Source organism: Candidatus Flexicrinis affinis (genome assembly GCA_016716525.1).
GTDB lineage: Bacteria > Chloroflexota > Anaerolineae > Aggregatilineales > Phototrophicaceae > Flexicrinis > Flexicrinis affinis.
The window spans coordinates 1-19,579 of record JADJWE010000005.1 but is presented as its reverse complement, the minus strand read 5'-3'; the positions used below and the strand labels follow the sequence as shown (position 1 = coordinate 19,579).

Annotated in this window: 15 protein-coding genes; 8 read left to right on the top strand and 7 right to left on the bottom strand. The window is 63.3% G+C overall.

The window, feature by feature from the left end:
* Positions 1–6 precede the first annotated feature (6 nt).
* Together IPM16_15080 and IPM16_15075 are read left to right on the top strand one after the other, a co-directional pair.
* Positions 7–2,358: a hypothetical protein gene (locus IPM16_15080; GenBank protein MBK9124426.1), complete on the top strand. Its 2,352-nt coding sequence runs from the start codon at positions 7–9 to the stop codon at positions 2,356–2,358.
* Entirely contained in the window at positions 2,358–3,731 is a 1,374-nt protein-coding gene (locus IPM16_15075) for a hypothetical protein (GenBank protein MBK9124425.1), read from the top strand. The genes IPM16_15080 and IPM16_15075 overlap by 1 nt, the downstream gene beginning before the upstream one ends.
* Before the next feature lie 74 nt (positions 3,732–3,805).
* On the opposite strand, the gene IPM16_15070 is transcribed toward IPM16_15075, so the two are convergent.
* Positions 3,806–5,380 (bottom strand): SUMF1/EgtB/PvdO family nonheme iron enzyme, encoded by a 1,575-nt coding sequence (locus tag IPM16_15070; protein ID MBK9124424.1) that lies wholly within the window; start codon positions 5,378–5,380, stop codon positions 3,806–3,808.
* Between the two features lie 209 nt (positions 5,381–5,589).
* Here IPM16_15070 and IPM16_15065 point away from each other — a divergent pair, with 209 nt between their 5' ends.
* Genes IPM16_15065 through IPM16_15040 form a run of 6 tightly spaced genes read left to right on the top strand, consistent with a single transcriptional unit; the run spans position 5,590 to position 11,967 of the window.
* Positions 5,590–5,829: a hypothetical protein gene (locus IPM16_15065; GenBank protein MBK9124423.1), complete on the top strand. Its 240-nt coding sequence runs from the start codon at positions 5,590–5,592 to the stop codon at positions 5,827–5,829.
* Positions 5,830–5,856: 27 nt separating this feature from the next.
* A complete protein-coding gene (locus IPM16_15060; protein ID MBK9124422.1) occupies positions 5,857–6,330 on the top strand; it encodes a hypothetical protein in 474 nt (157 codons plus the stop codon).
* Positions 6,330–8,444 carry a hypothetical protein gene (locus IPM16_15055; protein MBK9124421.1) on the top strand — a complete coding sequence of 705 codons (2,115 nt, stop codon included), beginning with the start codon at positions 6,330–6,332 and terminating at the stop codon, positions 8,442–8,444. Before IPM16_15060 ends, IPM16_15055 begins: the two co-directional genes overlap by 1 nt.
* 20 nt (positions 8,445–8,464) lie before the next feature.
* A complete protein-coding gene (locus IPM16_15050; GenBank protein ID MBK9124420.1) occupies positions 8,465–8,671 on the top strand; it encodes a hypothetical protein in 207 nt (68 codons plus the stop codon).
* 3 nt (positions 8,672–8,674) lie between these two features.
* Positions 8,675–10,303, top strand: a complete 1,629-nt coding sequence (locus IPM16_15045; protein MBK9124419.1) for a hypothetical protein — start codon at positions 8,675–8,677, stop codon at positions 10,301–10,303.
* On the top strand, positions 10,300–11,967 hold the full coding sequence (locus tag IPM16_15040) for a hypothetical protein (protein ID MBK9124418.1): 1,668 nt from the start codon (positions 10,300–10,302) through the stop codon (positions 11,965–11,967). Before IPM16_15045 ends, IPM16_15040 begins: the two co-directional genes overlap by 4 nt.
* A 260-nt stretch (positions 11,968–12,227) precedes the next feature.
* Here the strand turns inward: IPM16_15040 and IPM16_15035 are convergent, their stop codons facing one another.
* The 6 genes from IPM16_15035 to IPM16_15010 all read right to left on the bottom strand — a co-directional run.
* On the bottom strand, positions 12,228–16,229 hold the full coding sequence (locus tag IPM16_15035; GenBank protein MBK9124417.1) for an SUMF1/EgtB/PvdO family nonheme iron enzyme: 4,002 nt from the start codon (positions 16,227–16,229) through the stop codon (positions 12,228–12,230).
* Positions 16,230–16,272: 43 nt separating this feature from the next.
* The gene (locus tag IPM16_15030; GenBank protein ID MBK9124416.1) at positions 16,273–16,518 is read right to left on the bottom strand and encodes an HU family DNA-binding protein; all 246 of its coding nucleotides are present in this window, start codon (positions 16,516–16,518) and stop codon (positions 16,273–16,275) included.
* Complete coding sequence (locus IPM16_15025; GenBank protein ID MBK9124415.1) at positions 16,515–17,147, bottom strand: type IV secretory system conjugative DNA transfer family protein; 633 nt, start codon at positions 17,145–17,147, stop codon at positions 16,515–16,517. Before IPM16_15025 ends, IPM16_15030 begins: the two co-directional genes overlap by 4 nt.
* A 58-nt stretch (positions 17,148–17,205) precedes the next feature.
* Entirely contained in the window at positions 17,206–18,042 is an 837-nt protein-coding gene (locus IPM16_15020) for a type IV secretory system conjugative DNA transfer family protein (GenBank protein MBK9124414.1), read from the bottom strand.
* Positions 18,043–19,049: 1,007 nt separating this feature from the next.
* Positions 19,050–19,301, bottom strand: a complete 252-nt coding sequence (locus IPM16_15015) for a hypothetical protein (GenBank protein MBK9124413.1) — start codon at positions 19,299–19,301, stop codon at positions 19,050–19,052.
* A partial coding sequence (locus tag IPM16_15010) for a hypothetical protein (GenBank protein ID MBK9124412.1) occupies positions 19,298–19,579 on the bottom strand: 282 nt, incomplete at its 5' end. The genes IPM16_15010 and IPM16_15015, both read right to left, overlap by 4 nt.

Sequence of the window (19,579 nt, the reverse complement as noted above, 5' to 3'; positions counted from 1 at the left end):
AACCCAATGCCTGATTTCGCGCGCATGCTCGACGAGTTGATGTACGGCATCATCGTGCTGATCGCCGGCATTCACTGGAACCTGCAAGAAGCTCTGATTATGGCGGGCTACACGGTGAAACTGGTCAACCAGTGGCTGATTGATCACGTATTCGCGCCGGTGATCGCGCAGACCAACGGAAGCCTCGGCGTGGCGGTCGGCTACGTGTTTATCGCGGCCATGCTGGTCCTCGGCATCACCTACATGCTGGCATCGTTCATCCGACTGGATGTGGTCAGTCCACGCAGCGCCTTGATCTGGTACGTCGCCGGCGCGCTGTTCTTCAGCATCGGGCCAAGTTTCTATCGGAGCCTCAACGACTTCCGGCTGAACATCGGTCAGGTGATGTATGTGAGCGTGCTCAACGGGATGGGCGCCAACGCCGGCGATTTTTCCTCGCTGGCGCAGGTCAACTCCAACGACCTCGGCTTAGGCAGTCTGTGTGACCAGTTCGACGTCTATCTGCCTGGCGCGACCGGACCGGGACCGATCGACGGGCTGGACATCGCGATGGCGTACCTGCGCGGCCACGCTCAGGACGTCATGGGCTATCCGCAGCCGGTCTACTCGCCGGGCTGCGGCATTTACTACCAGAACCCGAATCCGTCGACCTGGGCTGGGGCTGGCGGAACGTCGGTCGTTCCGATGGACTGGAACTTCGACGGTGGCTACTTCGACTACAACTTTGCGCCCATTACGTGGGACGGCGTCGATGGTGCGGCGCGTGCCGCGGCAGTGTCGATGGCAGGATCGTCGCAGCAGCGCGCCTTGAGCGCCTGGCCGCTGCTGCTGTTCGCGCTGGTCGAGCAGATCGTGCATCTGCTGATCACGATCGCGATGGGGATCACCTTCGTCTCGTTCGGGTTGGCGATCCTGTTCGCCTTCTTCAAGCGCACCGAAAGCATCGCCCACAACATGATCAACCAGTGGATCGAGCTGATCGTGCAGACCGCGATCATCGCCCTAATTCAGGCGCTGGTGATCGGCTTCTTCCTCGCCGGCGCAGCGACCGGCAGCGCGGCCGGGATCATCGGCATTGGCCTGATCTGCCTTGTGTTCATCGCCATCACGTTGTGGTCGGGCGTCAAGGCCGTCTGGAACAGCTTCAACCGGTTGTTCAACGCCATGGGGCAGGCGACCGGTCGGGTGTTTATGACGCCCGGAATGGTCACATCGGCGGCGGTGACGGGCACAGCAAGCGCTGCATTGGGCACAGCATCGGCGGCAGCCAGTGTCGGATCGAACGCACTGGCGGGCATGAGCGCGCTGCACAGCGGGGCGACGGCGGCACAGGCGGCCGGCTTGATGCTCGGCGGAAGCAGCGTCCTGACTGGGGCGGCGCGGACTCTGACCCACCTGCCGGGCTTGCGCAATACGGCGCTCGGCAGCGCAGCAGAACAGTTCAGCGAAGGCGCGGCCACGCGACGCGTAGCCGACAACCTGCCGGTCATTGGGCGCATCGCAGGGCCGCTGATCGGCGCACGGCTGCTGAGCGACCGTGATCCGGACCACGCCGTCAATGACGAACGTGGCCGCATGCTGGCGCGTCCGATGCTGGTGCCGGCGGTCGGTGACGCACTGGCAAGCTGGACCGTACCGGGAGGCAGCGGCGGCGCGAAATCGACACAGAGCGATGAGGGTTCCGGTGAACCAGCACCGCGCCGCACCGGCACGTTCACGCCTGCCGAGCCGCCGCGTGAGGCGGTCGAGCGTCAAACTTATGCGGACGACATGCGCGGCGAAGAGTTGGAGACGCACCTGACTGAACGCCTCGGGCAGCTGCAAGTCACCGGCAGGGACAACATCGCCAGCGTGATGGGTGACGTGATGCGGCTGCTGGGTGGTCATGGTGCGCTGGGCATCGACACCTTGAGCGTCGGGCTGGCCATCGCGCAGGCGCTTGGCGTCAAGCCGACGGAGGACCGGCCGCCGGTGCGCGACGATCTCTCGCGGTTTGGCGTGTTCATCGATCAGGCCGCGCGGCTCGGCCTCTCACCGCAGCAAACCGAGCGCGTTGCGCGGGAGATCAACCAGACGCCGGATCGCCGCCTGACGGACGAGTCGCGGTCGCAGTTGATCCAGCAGATGGTGAACGCCGGCGCGTCGCGAGACGAGGCCGAGCGTGAGGTGACGCGGTTGGAAGTCACGGCGCGGCTGCTGCCGGACACGCTGACCACGCACGGGCTGGTCACCGTCCCGCCGCAGATTGACGTGACCGTGAACGCGCCGACGCCGGACGGTGGAACGGTGTACTCAGTGACGACACTTAGCGACACGGCCTCGGAATCCAGCGGCAGCGCAGTTGGAGGCGACGACTGATGGAGACGCTGCGCTATCACACCGTGGAGGAGCTCCAGACGCTGAGCCTGAGCGAGTTGCAGGCATTGTGGGAGCTGGTGCCGACCGAGCGCCAGCGCGCGTACAAGACGGCCTACGAGCGAGAAGTCCGCACGGCTGGCGCGGTCGGCTCGGACCAGCTTGAGCGCAAAGTGGCCGGCGAACTGCTCCAGCGCTACGCGACATCGGCGCTGATCCCGATCGGCTCGCGCTGGGCGAGGACACCAGGGCGCGTGCAGGACGCCGCCCGGCAGAACGTCGTGTTGGATGCGCCGGAAGACGATGCGAACGCCGCATCCGGCAAGCCGTCATGCGTGGTCGTTGTGGGAATGGGGCTGGCGGCGCTGCTGTTCGTCGTGATGTTGTTCTCGCGACTGGGTGGTGGATCGCCGTCCGTCGTCGCTGACAGGGCACCGACGGAAACACTGACACCGACGCCTGCGATCAGCCCGACGCCGACACCGCTGGCGCTTGAGTCGCAGGACGACGTGATTCAAGGCAGCGACGGCGGCCGCGAAGTCGCTTACCCGGTCAGTTTGCAGGTGATCCTGCCTGACGACTCTGCGCCGCGGTTGTGGGTGGTGCAGCGCCGCCGCGTACAGGCGTCCGAGTGGCGCTACGACGACAACCCGGACACCGCGTCGTTTGTCAGCGGCATGTCGGTGCGGCCGGTGATCGGCATCCCGTGGTCGGACGAGAACGCTGCGTATTTCGATCAGATCGGTGACGGCACGCGCTTCCAGCTCACGATGAACACCGGCGCGATCCTGACCTTCGAGTTCGACGACAAGCGCGCGGTGCGGCGCAGCGAGACCGACATTTTCCGGCAGGTGAGCCCGGGGCTGGTGCTGCTGCTGATCGGCGAGACGGACGAGCAAGGTCTCCCGACGGCGGCGCGCACGCTGATCACGGCCGCTTATCCGCCGGAGCAGGAACTGGGCCGCACCGGCGAGCTGATTGGCTCTGCCAACACCGAAGGTATAGGCCTGACTGACCTCTCCGTTGCCGGACTTGCGCCGACGGTGCAGCCGACCGCGACGCCTGCGCCGGACGCCGTCTCCGGTATGGACGTCCAGATCATCCGCGTGACGACACAGAGCGGGCGGCTCACGATACGCTTTCGCCTGTACAACGGCGGATCGTCGCCGATCCCGATCACGCCGGATGATATCTGGTTGGCGCTCGGCTATGTCGAGAATCCGCCGGGGCCAAGATCGCCGGCGGAGGGGATGCTGGCCTTCGATCTGCTGCCCGGTCAGGCGGCAGACGTGGAGTTGGTGTGGCTGTGGTCGGGCGAGCCGTATGGGAGTTTGGGGATCGGCGCGTGGCGGTATGCGGTACGCGTGACGCAATAGGCTGGCCTACGGCGCTTCAGAAGGCGCTTCGCGCCTGTCAGAAAACAGAAGTCAGAAACCCAGAAAACAGGATTCTAAGAGCGGGAAATGCGGAAACCGAAGTGGCTGAACCCGAAGTGAGGGTAGAACCAGAAACGGCTATCGCAGCGGAAGTAGTGAGTATCGTTGATGTACCACGACCCGCCGCGCACCACGCGATCCGTAGCCGCGCTGTTCAGGTCATTGGTCTTAGTCTCGTAATCCGTCAGACACCATTCCCACACGTTGCCCGCCATATCGACCGCACCGAAGGGACTGTCGCCCTTGCCTTCATACTGCCGCACCGGCGTCGTAGAATTGCTTTCGCATGGGCTGACCGAGTTATTGCATCGCCTACAATCCCAGTCATTCCCCCACGGATAGTTCCGGCCGTCGTCCCCTTGCGCCGCATACTGCCACTGTTTCTCGGTCGGCAGCATGATCTGCTCACCTGTAGCTTCACTCAGCCAGAGGCAGAACGCCACTGCTTCATACCATGACACGCCTACGACGGGCTGCTCCGCGCCGCTCAACTCGGCATCTTTCCAGTAGCGCGGCTCGGTCCATTTATCCTCTTCACGCTGCTGCCAACCTGCCGCCGTCCACCACTTGTTCTGGCCGTACCCACCCGCGTCGATGAACACCTTGAACTGCGCGTTCGTGATCGGATACTTGGCGATCTTGTACGATGCTGCAGGCCAGTTCTTGCCCTTGTCGCCGGGGATGTCGATCCATGCGAAGGGCGCGGGCAAGAGGTGCTCACTGGACGGCCTCAGCGGCTTCGGTTTCGGCGGTACAGTCGGCGAGAGAAATCGTTCTACCGCTCGTGCTGTGGCGTCGGACAGGATATTGTTCGTATCGCCTTTCCCCGTGAGCTTCTCTGACAGTTCCAGCGGGTCAAAGTCATCGCCGAATACAGCGACATGATCATGCCACAGCTTGCGTGCGTCTCGAAGTGTTGCCGGCTTGTTCGCCCGCCGTGCCACTTGCATATACGACCGCAGTTCTTCGAGCCGTTCGAGTGCCCGCTTGCCGAGACGCCCGGTGCGATCCGCCACGGCGACCTGTCCGAATAACTGCTCGGCCTGTTCGAGATGCCCATCTTCGGCAGCTTCTGCGGCCAAATCGAAAACCTCTTCGGCCGTCTTGGTGTCATTCGGCTTCGGTTCCGGTGGCCGTAGCGGCAGTGGATTGGGCGACTCGTACTCCCCTTCGTAGATCAGGTGCTGAACCTCAGCAATCCCTTTCTGGAGTTCCAGCAGCACGCGATCGATCTGCATTTCGTCACTGATGGACAGATACTGTACACGCTTTGCCGCAAGATCGGCTGGGAACGTGCAGTCCTTCAGCATCAGCGGAAGGATCGGCTTGTTGAGTGCGAACGCGTACTCGATCTCGGCACGGCAGTAGATCGACTCGGTTGACTTGGGCGTCATCACGTAGACGACGCAATCGCACGACTCGATGTGCTCGCAAATCGTCCGCCACCAGTCGGTGCCGACGTGGACGCTTCGATAATCTACAAACGGCGAGTACGTCAGGTCTTCGCGCAGAGCCTTTGCAAACTCATAGGTCCAGTGTTTGTCATCGCGCGAATAGCTGACGAAAAGCTCTTTGATACGCCGTGCCATGCTGACATGCCTGCTGCGTGTGTTTCACATGTCACAATTATGTCCGGTTTGGAACAGGTAAGCGAATTGGGCAGCTCAGAACAGCCCCTCACTTCGAAGGCCCTGTTGTCACGATTGCCAACCTGAAACTGTAATTCTCGCCACGTCCCACGCGCCCGCTCAGATAGGCTGAAAGACAGCCGTTCAATTTCGAGTGGGGAGTGTCTCGCGTGAACCTTTCCGATGCCATTCAACAGTTGTTTGCCGATTTGCAGGACATCGCGCAGCTCATCGCGCCCATTGCCGCCGTCATCGGCTTTCTCGGCCTCGGCCTGATGTACATGGGATCGAGCTGGCCGATCATCGGCGACTGGAAGCGCGACAACCCGAAGGCGGCCAATCAGGTCGTCATCGGCCTGTTGTTCGTCGTCTTCGCCTCCAGCGTCACCGCGCTCATCACCTTCGCCTAGCCGTCCCGAACCGCGAGGACAAAGGCGATGGCCGCGAGTTTCAAGTCGCACGTGCTGCTGCGCGACGAAAAGGGCTTCATGGGCGTGCCGTTCAAGCGCCTGCTGCTGGCTGGCGTTGGCGGCGGGTTGACCTATACGCTGTTCAACCTCGCCGTGCCCGATCTGGCGTTGGTCGCAGGTGTCAGCGTCGCAGTCGCCACGGTCGTCATGACCGGCACGCGCGGCGGCATCCCACTCTGGCAGCGCCTGATGTACCGCGTGCGCGGATCGCTGCTGCTGGCCGCGGCTCGCGACACGCATAGCCTATTCAGCCGCCTCGCGCTGGCGCTCGATCTCCCGGTCGATCTGGTCCGGTTGGATGCAGCGGTGATCTTCGCGCCGGCACGCCCCGACACCGAGATCGACATGCGCGAGTGGGTGACGTTCGCGCGCGCCGCCGAGGCCGACCACGACGACGGGCTGCTGTTCGTCGATGCGCCGCTGACCGGGGTATCCGATTGATGAACCCGACACGCACCTTCCTCGTCGAGCCGTTCGACATCATGCTGCACGCCACGGAAGACGGCGTCAATGCGCTTCAGGCGCGCTTCTCGACGTGGCTGCGCACCCTGCGCGAGCCGGCGCGCTTCGTCTGCTGGCAGATGCCGGCCACGCTCGATGACAAGATCAACCGCCTGAGCCGGCTTTCGCAGGACGTGGACGATGCGCAGCGCCGCCTGCTGCTGATGGAATACCGCCGTCACTTCGAGAGCCTCAACGACAGCGCCGACTATCAGCGTGCGTTGTGCGGCATGGCGCTGTGGAGCGACGAGAATCCGCGCGCGTTGGCTGCCGGCATGGCCTCGGCCTTCGATACACCGGTTGCCGAGGCAGCGTGGCCGGCACTGTTCACCGGGCGCTACGAGATCCGCGACGGCGCATTTGGGCATCTGGCGCCGGCCGGGCGTCCGGGCGGGCGTCCACTGTGGGCGATCCTGACGAGCTATGAGTTCGCGCCGGCGACGTGGAACTTCTTCCGGCCGCTGCCACCGCTGCTGCGCCTGAACGTTCCGCTGGCGTTGGCGATCGACATCGGCAGGACCTACGACCGCAACGCCGCGATCGACGCGCTGGAAGGCATCATTCAGGCCTATCAGGTGCATCTGGCGGGCATCAGCGGCGAGGACAGCCGGTCGGTTCAGCGCATCGCCGACTGCCGGCGCGCGCTTCAGGAAATCAACAACGGCGACGCGCTGCATACGGTCCAGCTCACCATCGCGGTCGCTGCCGACACCCTCAAGGCACTGCGCGAGCGCGTGCAGACCGTGATCAACGAGACGCGGGCGTGGTTCTCGCTGCGGCAGGAAGCGGGCGAGCTGCTGGCGCGCGCGGTCGGGTTCTTCACCACCAGACCGACGAAGGAAATCAACGTACCGACGACGACGTGGCCGGTCACGTCACGCGAGCTGGCGGTGATGCTCTCGCCGCTTGGTTACCGCAAGTTGTCGACCACCGACGGCGTGCTGCGCGGTGAGGCGGTCGGCGCGGCCTATCCGGTCTTTCACAACGCGTGGCGGGACAAGCGCGCCACGCATGAGGCGTGGGTTGGCGTGCCCGGTTTCGGCAAGACTTTCGGTCTGAACTGCTACCTGACGCGCGAATACGCCGAGAACGGCATCCCGTTCGACTTGCTGGAACCGATGGGACATGCGCGGCACATCGCGGATGCGTTTGGCCTGCCGTGGACGGTGATGAGCGCCAAAGCGACGCGGCTCAACCCGCAGGACGTGATGTTCCCGACGCTGATCGAACAGGTCAGCCACGTCACGCGCATTTACGAGACGGTGTTGGGGCGTTCATTGTCGGGCTCTCAGCGGCAGAACCTCGAGCGCGGTCTGCTCGGCGAGGCGCTGGAGCTGCTGTACCGCGGCTTCCGCGACCTGAGTCAGGTGACGCCTGACCTGGCGCCCACCTGTGACGCCGTGTGCGACGCGCTGTCCGGCCTCGGCGACAAGGAGTCGACCCGGGTGATTGCCAAGGATCTGGCGGACGAGATCGCCGGGCTGTGTACCGGCAGTGGACCGTGGGCCGACTTTCTGAACGGCGCGACCAACATCGACCTGTCACGCGGCGGCCGCGCGTCCGTCGGTCCGCGCGTCTTCAGCTTTCACGATCTGGAAAGCGACCCGATCTTGCAGGCGCTGGCCTACACGCAGGTGCTGAGCGCGATCCGCCGTGACAGCCTCATCGACGAACAGCCGCGCATCATCGCTGTGGATGAGGTCTACCGGCTGATGCGCCACCCGTCGCTGCTCGACTTCCTAATCGAAGCGGCCAAGACCTTCCGCACGCGTCGCAAGAAGCTGATCTGCGTGGATCAGCAGATGAGCGTCTTTTTGGAAGGCAAAGCGCGGCTGGTGTTTGAGAACTGCCCGATCCGGGTGGTGTTCAGCCAGCGGCAGGGCATGAACGTCTTTCACGAAGACGCGGCCTTCCAGCACCTCAACCAGCAGCACCGCGACATCATCGCCGCCCTGCCGCGCTTCCACTACGTCCTCGACATTCAGGATGAAGGCCTCTGGTACCTGTACAACCGTCCGACGGCGGGCGAACTCGCCCGCTTCCAGACCACTTGACCGCTGATGGAGGATGCGCCATGCCGAAGAAAACCGAAGAGAGTCCGTTTCAGGCGTTGGAAGAAGAAGCCTACCACGCCTACCGCGAGTGGCCGGTCTGGCTGGTCTTGCGTGGACGTGAGCTGGACGCACACCTCGCGGCGCAGCGCCCGGCGAAGACTCCGCCAGCTGGCGCGGCATCTGCACACACGCGCGGCGATCCGCCGCTGGCTGCGAAAGGAACGTAACCGATGAAACTCGTAATCGTAGAAACACCCGCGCAGGCGAAGACGCTGTCCACCATCCTCGGCGAAAGCTGGCGCGTCGAACCGTGCCACGGCCACGTACGCGATTTCCGGGCCGGCAAACTCGGCGTAAGCGTCGATAACGGGTTCGCGCCGGATTTCAGCATCACGCCGGGCAAAGGCGGGCTGGTCGTGCGGTTGAAGAAGCTGCTGCGGCAGGCCGACGTGATCTACGCGGCGACTCCGCCCGGGCGTGGCGGCGAACTGATGGCCTGGCACGTGCTGGCGCTGGTGGCCGATTCGGCAGACAAGCCGGTCTTCCGCGTCGAGCTAGGTGCTCTGACGCCGGACGCCGTGCGCGACGCCTTCAGGCTGCCGCGCCCGCTCGATCTCCGCCTGATCGACGCCGAACTGACACGGCGGATCGTTGGCCGGCTCATCAGCGCCGGCGTGAACGCGGCGATATCGCGTGCAGACGAGAGCTATTCCTCGCTGTCCTATGCCAGCATGCTCGGCCTGCGCCTGGTGCAGGATCGGGAACGCCAGATCGCCAGTCACAAGTCCCAGAGCTGCTGGATGGCGTCCGCGGAGCTCAACGTAGAGGGCTTCTCATTCACGGCAAGAGTCCTCAACGCCAAGGGATCGCCGCTGGCGCTGCGTACCGAAGCGCAGGCCGACCACCTAGTGCGTATACTCAGTCCGGCGGTGTACTGGGTCGAAGGCCTGATCCGAGGTGCCCGGACTCATCCGGCACCGGCCAGCCTCACGGTCGGCACGCTGATCGAGGCGGCAAGCCGTGACCTCGGCCTGACGCCAGCGCGCGTCTTGTCGGTTTTGGCGACGCTTTACGAGGCCGGGTGGATCGCGCATCCCGACGCTCAGCGACAGGAAGGCACACATGAGGCGGCACTCGCCTACATTCGACGCGAGTACGGTCAGGACTACATCGCACCGGACTTCGCCGGGCCCGTCGGCCTTTCGCCTGTTGACATCGCCCGGGTGCCGGAAGATCAAGGCGGTGACGGTGCCGCGCTTTACGGCCTGATCTGGCGGCACTTTGTCGCCTCGCACATGACATCGGCGCAGGAAAGCATCACCGCGGCGCGCATCCGTGTTGGGCCGGTGCCTGACAAGAAGTACCCGATCGAGCTGCGTGCGACATCGCGGACGACGCTCTTCGACGGCTGGACGCGCGTGCTCAAGGACCGCGTGCAGGAAACGGCCGATGCGTGGCTGCCTCGCCTCAAGGAAGGCGTCACCCTGCAACTGGAACGCGTCGATACGCGGCAGGTGACTCTGCCCGACGTGCAGCCATACACCGAATCAACGCTGGTGCTGGCGCTCGCAAGTGCAGGCATGCCGATGACGGAAGCAGTCGCGGCAATCGCGCACCTCCATTCGGCCGGGCTGCTGGCCAGCGTCGACGGCTCGCAGACCCTGACGGAGGCCGGCCGATCGCTGACTCAACGCCTCGTCGAACACTTCGACGACCTGATCGGAACGACCTGCGCCGAGGAGCTGGCAGCGGACATCGAGCGCGTCGCGGCAGGTGAGACCTCCCGCGCAGATGTCCTGAGCGCGTTCTGGTCGCGCTACGGTGAACGCCTAGGCGCCAGCAAGGAGGTGCTGCTATGAGCGCGATGACTCCGCCGCTTCAGGACAAAGCAACCTCGTATGACGTGGACGCGGGCTGGCACTGGCACGACGCCACCCTGATCGTCTTCGAGCGGGAGAACGCTGGCCGATCCGAGTACGCCGTCGGCGCGGTCGACCTGTACGCCAACGCCAATACCGGTGATCTCGGTGGCAGTTATCTCGAGCTGGCGGCATTCGAGGACATCGACCGCGCGGCGCACATGTATCGTGACCTGCAAGCGGAAGTCGATGAGCGCATGCTGCTGCCGTTCCAACTGACCGATTATCTGGATCAGCGGGCACAGCAGCGCGGCGAACAGACTCCGGTGTGGCGGACCGCCGGACCGGCAGAGTACGCCGCCTACGCGGCGATCCGGTCACTGGACGCGCCGGAACCTCCAATCGAAGCGGAGTACCACTTCTCCACGGGTATTTCGGAAGACGGTGAGCCCGCGCTGCTGGCCGTCAAGCGCTGGCCTGAGCAAGGCGACACGCGTGAAGAAAGGCAAACGCTCGACACCTTCGGTATGAGCGACGAAGCGGCGGTTGTGGCGCGTGAACTCAATGTGTTGGCGGAAACCGAAGGATTGCAGGCCGCCATGGATCTCGCAAAACACATCGCCGAGGCCAGCGGTCACATTGATGCGGATCGCGAGTTCCTGTTCAGCACCGGTCCGGTTGACGGGTTCACAGGTGACGCGCAGACGGATCCGACTCAGCGGTTTCACGACGCCATGGCCGGCACCGACACTCGGCTGCTGGAGCCAATCGATCCGGTCGTCAATTATTCGTTCGACCTCGTCAGCACTGATCCGTACACGCTGGATCTGATCGCGAACAAGTGGTGGATCGGCCAAGACGGCACGCTGCAAAACAGTGGGCTGACCGTCGAGAGCTTTTCGCTGGAGTCGTTCGAATTCGAGCGCGAGCACGAGCAGGAAGTCGCCGCGATGGACCGCGACGACCTCGAACACACTCACTTCCGGGAAGGCCTGGAAGCCTCGATGCGGCAAGCCGAAGCATGGTCGGTCGGCCATGGCGAGCTCGACCCGGAACGCGCAGACGGGCGGCTGTTCTTCGAAGGCCCGCCCGATCGCTTTACAACGCAGCGCGAGGCGGAATTGGCCGGCCGCGGACGCTCATTGGATGCGCCTGCACCCGACGTGTGGCAGGAATTGATCGACCGGGCCGAGAACGATCAGCCCGAACCGGAGCGGCATTACTGGCAGATGCACCATCGGCCGGTCGAGACGCCGGCGGGTGAGTCGCTCGGCACCGCGCTGGTGCTGATCGAGTTCCCGCAGCTGCCGCCGGACTTTGGGACGTATCTTGAAGAGCACGGCATGGACGACACGGTCTACCCGACCGAAGCGCGCCGGCTGGAAGTCGGTCACTTCGCGGACGAAGACGCCTCGCGGAAGTTCGAGGCCGAGTTCCGCAGCTTTCTGGTGCCGGGGATCATGGAAGGCCCCGATCTCGCGCCGGCGGTGGCGAAGCTCGAAGGGCTATCCGGTAAATGGGAGCCGCTAGGCTTTCACGACATCTCTGCATTCATGAGCGGCGCGCACGCGGTGATCAAAGATGATGCAGACTGGCACCTGCACGATACGCATACCCCCCGGGAACCCCGTGATCCAGTGGATACGTTCGATCTGGAGTTGTGAGGGTCACTCAGTTCAACAAGCGCTCGCTAGGAGTCTAGCGCAGCCGATGGCCGACTGCGCCGTTATCGTACCTGGAACTCGATGTCGGCCGGCGCGCGTGACGAACGCTCAGGCCGACACCGTGCTGGGGGCGATCATCGCGCAGATCCGCGCTTAGCTTCAGCGGGAGCCGGCACGTGAGACGATATGGGTAATAGAGGCTTGCAGGCAATATAGACAGCCACCACAACGACCAATATGAGCTTGCTTAATCAATCAACTCAACTGCCGTCATAGTCTCGCGCACAACGAAAGCCGAGATACTTGTTCCAATAGCTCGGACCGATTCTACTTCGGATAACACTTCTAAGATCTCGGGGATCATAGACCCATGATCCTCCACGAATAACCCGTTGGAGATCGGCGCTAGTAGCTTCGCTTTCGCTCTGACTGCCGTATGGATATCCAGCGTAGACACTGCTCGTCCACTCCCAGACATTGCCGGACATGTCAAGCGCACCAACCCACGAAGCTCCATCGGGATAGCGTCCAACGGCTGCGGTCCTGGCGCGCGGTTCTGAAAGAACACTTGCTACGTCGCTTGTTGGTTCATTGCCCCAAGGATACGTAAGACCGTCAGGACCTCGTGCCGCGAATTCCCACTCCGCTTCGGACGGAAGTCTGGCACCAATGCTTAGGCAGTAATCGCGTGCTTCAAACCAAGTTACTTGTTCAACGGGATTGCTTGATCCAGTGAAGTAGTTTGGCTTGGCCTTGATTCCGCCACTCGATTCAAACTGCGCCTGCGTCACCTCTGTTTGATCGAGCCAGTAAGGCTTCTCTATGCATACAACGTGTGTCGGACGTAGGGCGGGCTCAGCACCTTCTGTCCCCATTTCGAAACATCCTGATGGAACAAGGACCATGTTCGCTGCTCCAAAATCACGGATGACGGGATCCCAATCCAAATTACGCAGTATAAGACCGGAATCGTCGAATGAACCGTCTAGCTCCACAAAAGATGAGGAAATCCACCCCACGCGCTCTGCAGCGACACGTATCCGTACCCAATCTCCCGTCGTACTGATGCCAACAGCAGTCACGATCTCACCCGGTTGTGCGACTGCGATTATTCCATAGTTGGTTCCTGGCCCAGACCGAACATTGACTGACTGGGGCGAGATGACTCGACCAGGGATCTCGACCGAGTTGATCAGTATAGGCAAATTCTGAGGAAGCTCAAATGCAGATGTAGCCTCAACCATACTTTCTACGGTACTACTGTCCGCACTGTCGGGGTCGATTGACTCACCAGATTCGTGGTCCTTCACACACCGAACGCCGATATTGGAGTAGATGTAAGTCGCTTGAGGCGCAAAGCGACGCAACGCGTTCAAGTTCTCTGCAGGACTTGTGTATGATCCACCCCGGAGAACTCGAAGTGTCGATGAACTGGTGTTGATTGGAGGGGTGACACCCATTCCACTGAAGGGAAAAGGCGCATAATCGCTTTCAGTCCATTCCCAGACATTGCCGATTAGGTCAAGCGCACCTACCCATGACGCATTTGACCCAAGGGTTCCCACTTCATTCGTAGACCCGCCTGCAGTTTGCCTAAATACTACTCGTGGCGACTCAAACGTGTCGCCCCAAGGATATGCCAAGTTATCTGGACCGCGTGCCGCGTATTCCCATTCTGCTTCGGAAGGCAGGCGAGCTCCGCGCAAGGCACAGAAGTCGCGTGCTTCAAACCAAGTAATGTTCTCGACGGGAAGGTCTTCTCCCTGGAATACACTAGGACGTGCTTGTACTCCGCCGAAACGTCGAAATTGTTCTTGAGTGACTTCAGTCTTGTCGATCCATAATGGCTCTAGAATGCATTGCTCATGCACAGGCCGTTCGTCGGACGCTCCGTTCTCGCTTCCCATGTCGAAGCATCCAGCGGGGACAAGCATCATGGGCACCCCATCGAACTCGCGCTCGACCGGAGTCCAGTCTGCATTCCGTAGTACGTAACCAGGATCAGGAAGGGAAGTGTCGAGCCTAACGAGTGAGGACGCAATCCAGCCGGAACGACCGTCCTCGGACCTGATCTTCAGCCAGGTAGCGTCCTTGTTCTGACCCGATGCCGTGAACTGCGCTCCGGAACGCAAGACGAATTCGAGATCGTATATTGTCCCGGGCCCTTGCCGCACGTTCACGGCTTGCGACGATGCCACTCTACCAGTGATCACCTCAGTCGGGGTCAATGTCGGCGTCGGCTGATCGGACGTCGCGGTCTGGGTTGGGGTCACGCTTGGCGTGAAGGTGAGCGTCGGTGTCCGGGTGGCGGTGAGCGTTGGCGTCGCTGTGGCAGTGTCTGTGGCAGTCGCTGTTTCTGTCGGCGTCGAGGTCAGCGTCGGAGTGAGTGTGTCACTCGCCGTCGGCGTCGCGGTTGGCGTGTCCGTGGGTGTAAGCGTAAATGTCGGCGTATCGGTCGGAGTCGCGGTTGACGTATGCGTCGATGACGGCGTCAGCGTACCTGTGGGAGTCGCCGTCACGGTTGGCGTGAACGAGGCCGTCGGCGTGTCTGTCCATGACTCGGCAGTTGCCGTCTCACCGACGATGAACGCGGCCGTCAGCTCGACGGCCAGCGTTGCCGCAACATCCTCGGTTGGCGTGAAGGTGAGCGTCGCGGTTGCCGTCGGCGTGTTCGACGGGGTTACGGTCGGGGTATCGGTGCTGGTGGCCGTTGCCGTGTCGGTTGGGGTGAATGTTGGTGTGTGTGATGCCGTAACCGACGGCGTGTAGGTGGGCGTGTTCGTCGCGGCGAAGGATGGCGTTGGTGTGAGGGTGGCAGTCGGCGGTCGGTGCGTCGCCGTCTCGGTCAGCGCCTCGAGATATACGTTGGTGATCTCCGCCCGAATCGTCGCCTCGAAGTCTTCGGTCGGCGTGAGCGCGCGCTGCGTCTCGGTCAGCGCCGGCGCTGCATTCACCGTGGCCAGCGCGGCTTCGCGGGCACTCAGCGTCGCGGTCGCTGTCGGCGGAACGGTCTGCGTGGCGGTCCGTGTCGCGCTGGGCGTGTCCGTAACTGTCGGCTCACGTGTATCGGTTACGAGGACTTCGATGCCGCTCCGCTGCGTCGCCGCGCTGTCGGTGGACAGACCTGCTGCAATTAGCGTCAGATGCTGGGCAGTCACGGTCATCTCGACGTCGCCTGTGCCGCGTCCGCCGAGCAGCAGCGCGGCCAGAATTGCTACGGTCGCAACGATGCCGATCACGCCGATCAGCAAACCGCGCGAGCGCTGTGCCGGACGTGCCGCAGGAAGCGCCGGCATCGACGGACTGCTGCCGGGCGTCGGTGTCGCCGGCGGAGGTTGGCTTGGGGTCGGAGTGTAGGGCAACCCGGACGGTTTGGCCGCTGCCAGCTTGAACGTGAAGTACTCCGTGCTGCCGGCTTGCGTCCCGCTCACCGCGGCGCCGAAAGCTTGCGCAAACTGGGTGCAGTTGGGGAACCGCTGATGATAGTCTTTCGACAGCGCGCGGTCGATCACCAGCAGCAGCGAGGGCGGGATGTCCGGCCGGAACGTGCTCAGCGGCGTCGGCTGATCGTTCATGTGCTTGTACATGACCTGCAGCGGCGTTTCGGCCTCGAACGGAAGCCGGCCCGAGATCAGTTGATAGGTCATGATGCCGAGCGCGTACTGATCGGCAGCGGGTGTGAGTTCCCTACTCGCCCACTGCTCAGGCGACATGTAGCTTGGCGTGCCCATCGCCATGCCAGAATGGGTCAGGTTGGTCGACCCCGAGATCAGCTTGGCGATCCCGAAATCGACGATGAACGCCTGTCCCTGATTGTTGAACATGACGTTCTGCGGCTTGATGTCACGGTGGATCACGCCCTGAAGGTGGGCGTAATCGAGCGCACTGGCGAGCTGGTCGAGCAGCAGCGACACTTCGCTGAGGCTGGCGAGCGGGCGTCCCTGCCGCGTCGCCTGCTTGATGCGCTCGGACAGCGATCCGCCGGTCAGGTGCTGCATCACGACATAGCTGATCTCGCGATCGATACCGTAGTCGTAGACGCGGACGATGTGGCTGTGTTCGAGCGCGGCAGCGGTCTGCGCTTCGCGGATGAAGCGGGCTTGCAGCTCGGGATCGTTCTTGGCGAGGCTGATGACTTTGACAGCTACCTGCCGGTTCAGGCTGTGGTCGTAGGCACGATAAACCGCACCCATACCGCCTTCACCAAGCAGGTCGCGCAGTTCATACTTCCCAAGGGTTTGGCCTGCTAGGCTGTTCGACATAAGCGCTGAGATAAGGAAACGATGCGAAATGAATTGTATCTCGCTAGTACCTTTTACCCAATTCGGTCTTGCATAGGCTCAAAAGGCGCTTACTCATCCTTACGAGAACACGCTTGTTCGCCGGATGTGTGGTGATCACCATGAAATTCTCGATCTCAATCCGGCCGCCGCTGACCAGTTCGTCGGTCCACACGTCGATCAGCGTCTCGATGACCGCCTGCACGTCGCGATTAGTCAGACGCGTTCGCCGGCCGATCTCACGGACCATCGATTTCTTGTTCAGGCTCATAGCAGCCTCCCCTGTTTCAGCTTCGCTTCGTCACCCGTGTCGGTCTCGGCCAGCACCTGCCGCGCGGCAATCTCGATCGTCGACGGCTTTTCTTCATCCTCCGTCGTAACCGAATCCTCGAGCTCGGCCGCCGGTGATCGTCGGACGCGTTCGATGCCGCGTTCCAGCAGCAGCGCATCGTCACCCGCCCCGCGCAGCCGTCGCTTCCAGTCCTCGCGCTCGTAGAAGCGCGTCAGCCGGGCGTTCAGGATCACCTGCGTGGCGAATCCGGCCTCAACGTAGCGCGCGAAAATCGTGCAGTTGCCGACCTGCGGCGTGATCACTTCGTCGACGGTCAGCAGCGGGCGCTGGCGTAGGAGGCTGTCCGGATCGTCGGTGTTGGCGTCGGTGGTCGCCGTTCCACTGGCCCTGCTGTAGAACTCCGCGGTGTCGGCATCGCAACCGCCGTAGATCACCTGCGTCGCCAGCCCGGTGAGCAGCGCCTGCGTGCCTTCGCGACCGTAGATCAGCTCGAACTGCCCCTTGGTCTGCGCGCCGATCAGGATCGAGATGCGCCGCTTGCGGACGAGGTTGACATCCGCCACCAGACTGTCGAGTTTGCCGAGCGTCGGGAACTCGTCGAGGATCACGCCGACCGGAACCGGCAGCGGGCCTTTGTTCTGCTCGCCGATCGTCCGAGGTCGAGCATCAGCTTGCGCAGCGTCGCGCCCAGATACGAGGCATCACCGCGCGCATCCGGCCCGGGCAGGTCAGCACGACCACCGTCGGCCGTTCGACGATCAGCGCGGCGTCGAAATCCGACATCGACGTATTGGCGCGGACGTCGGCGGACGCCCAGCCCGTCAGTGCCGTTGCCAGCGTGGCGATGATGTTGGCTGCGACCTTTCCGTCCGTCCCGACCGACGCGGCGAAACCGTTGGCCAGCAGCGCGGCGTCGTCCTTCCGCGACGTGAGCGTTTTCGCCAACGCCTTGACGTCTCGCATCGCGCTGTAGATCGCGCCCAGCGTATTGAACCGGATCAGGCAGGCAGCCAGCAGGGCGGCCGCGCTGTCGGTCCAGAACCGGTTGTCGCCCAGCACCGTCGGCACCAGCACGTCTGAGATCGACCGCGCGTCGGAGACGTTGTCGATGCCTTCGGCGAGGTTGTACCGCGGGCCGGAGGCGCTGGTCGGATCGTGGACGACCACGAGATGGCGCGTGACGGCGGCGTACCTCAGGATGTGTGCCTTCAGCTCGCCTTGCGGATCGGCGATCACCAGCGAGTGGCCGGCCAGCATGCGGTCGGCAATGGCGGGAAGGATGATGCCCTGCGTCTTGCCGGATCCCGGTCCGCCGAGCGTCAGCAGTCCGCGCGCGATGTCTTCGCCACCCAAACACAAACGCCCCGTCCCAGCGTCCAGCCGTCGCTTTTGCTCGCCCCAGAATGCGCCGAGCAGCGTCAGTCCTTCGCCGTCTGGACGGCGGAAGCGGCGATACTGGCGCAGGGTGCAAACGCCGATCCGGAGCGCCGCTGCGCCTGACACGCGGCGACCTCAGCCAGTCCATACGCTCGCGCAGCCAGCCGCCGTCACGCAGCAGGCTGTGCACGCCGATCCCCGTGAACAGCAGGGTGAATACGAGCAGCGCTGCGAACAGGAAAAGGCGTGCGCTGTTGAAGCCGCCCGGCGCGCCGACGATTGACGTCACGCGGTTGTTGGCGCTGGCACTCCGCGGCGGACCGCCTGATCGCCGACCACAACCAGAAACAGCGACGCGACGTGAGCAGTGTGTGACGCCATAAACGAGAACGAGCAGGGCACGTGCCATGGCGGGGCGCCGTGCGTGATCGTCGCTGCTTCGGCGGATGCCTGCGCCAAGTCCGGACGCCGTGATGACAAGCAGGACCGGCGTCAGGCACAGCAGCGGCCACAGCAATCCGGACACGAGGTCACGCCCACCGGTGAATAACCAGTAGATCACGCTGCCCGCCTAACGCGACACGGCGCTGTCAGGTTCGTTGCGGGCCGGCTCTTCGCGCAGCCGCGCCACTGGGAGCCGATCCGCACGTCGAGCGCATCGGCGAATGGCGTGATGCGATCTCGCGAAAGCCGGTCATGCCCGCGCGTCGCGTTGTTGTAGACCGGCAGGCGGTCAAGCCGTGGACGGCGTGGTGCCGGGCGGATCACATGCGGCCTGCAGGTGGTCGCGCGACAGCTGGCCGTCCTTCACCGTGGTTGTCGCGCAGTGCGCGACCTAGCTGTATTCCGGCACGTCGAGGCCCGCTCGGTGTAGTAATCCCTCAACCACCCGGTCGGTCAGGTCGTACATCAGGTCGCGGCGCGCTGGCTTTCCGGCACCAGCTCCATCAGGTCCGGCGCCGGCGAGATCACCCACGTCCAACGCAATACGTGCTGGCTTTTCAGCGCATCCCTTTCCTTGAAGATTTCGCCGTAATGGGATCCCCGGGCCGCGATCCTGCCAGCGTTCGTCCTGGGCCTGCGCGGTGAATTGTTCCGCGTGTCGCGATAATGCAGGTACTTGAGCGTCGCCTTCAGTCCTTGCGGCCCGGTGCCGCGTCCGATCCGCTTCGCCCGCCCCCGAGGCGAAGTCGCGGCGACACTAATCGCCTTGCTCGCGACTCGGCTTTCAGGTCACGCACGGCGTCGATACGGCCTTGCAGCCGCTCGCGATCCCGGCGTGCGGCGATGATCGCCTCGTCGATCGCATCGACCCGGTTCGCCGTCGTGGAGCGTCGCGACCGGTGAATGATGACGATGCAGGTGAAACGTGAGCGCCGCTTCAAATCGCCTCGATGCGCCTGCAGTGATTTCTGGAAGTGTCGGCGGCTGCCGACAATCTGGTCTGCCTGGTCCAGACAGTCCGAATCGCGTCGCGGATCAGGTCCGCTTCGGTGATGTCCCGGCCCTGTTTGGCGGCGATCTGCGCCAGCATGTCGCGCATCTCCGGCGTGATGTTGATGCTGCGTCGCACTGTTTTGTTGGCCATTGGCTCGTCGACTCCCGAAAGAAATCCGTTTCGATTGTCGCAGAGCGCGAGGTCGGAACTTGGCGAGGACTTCAG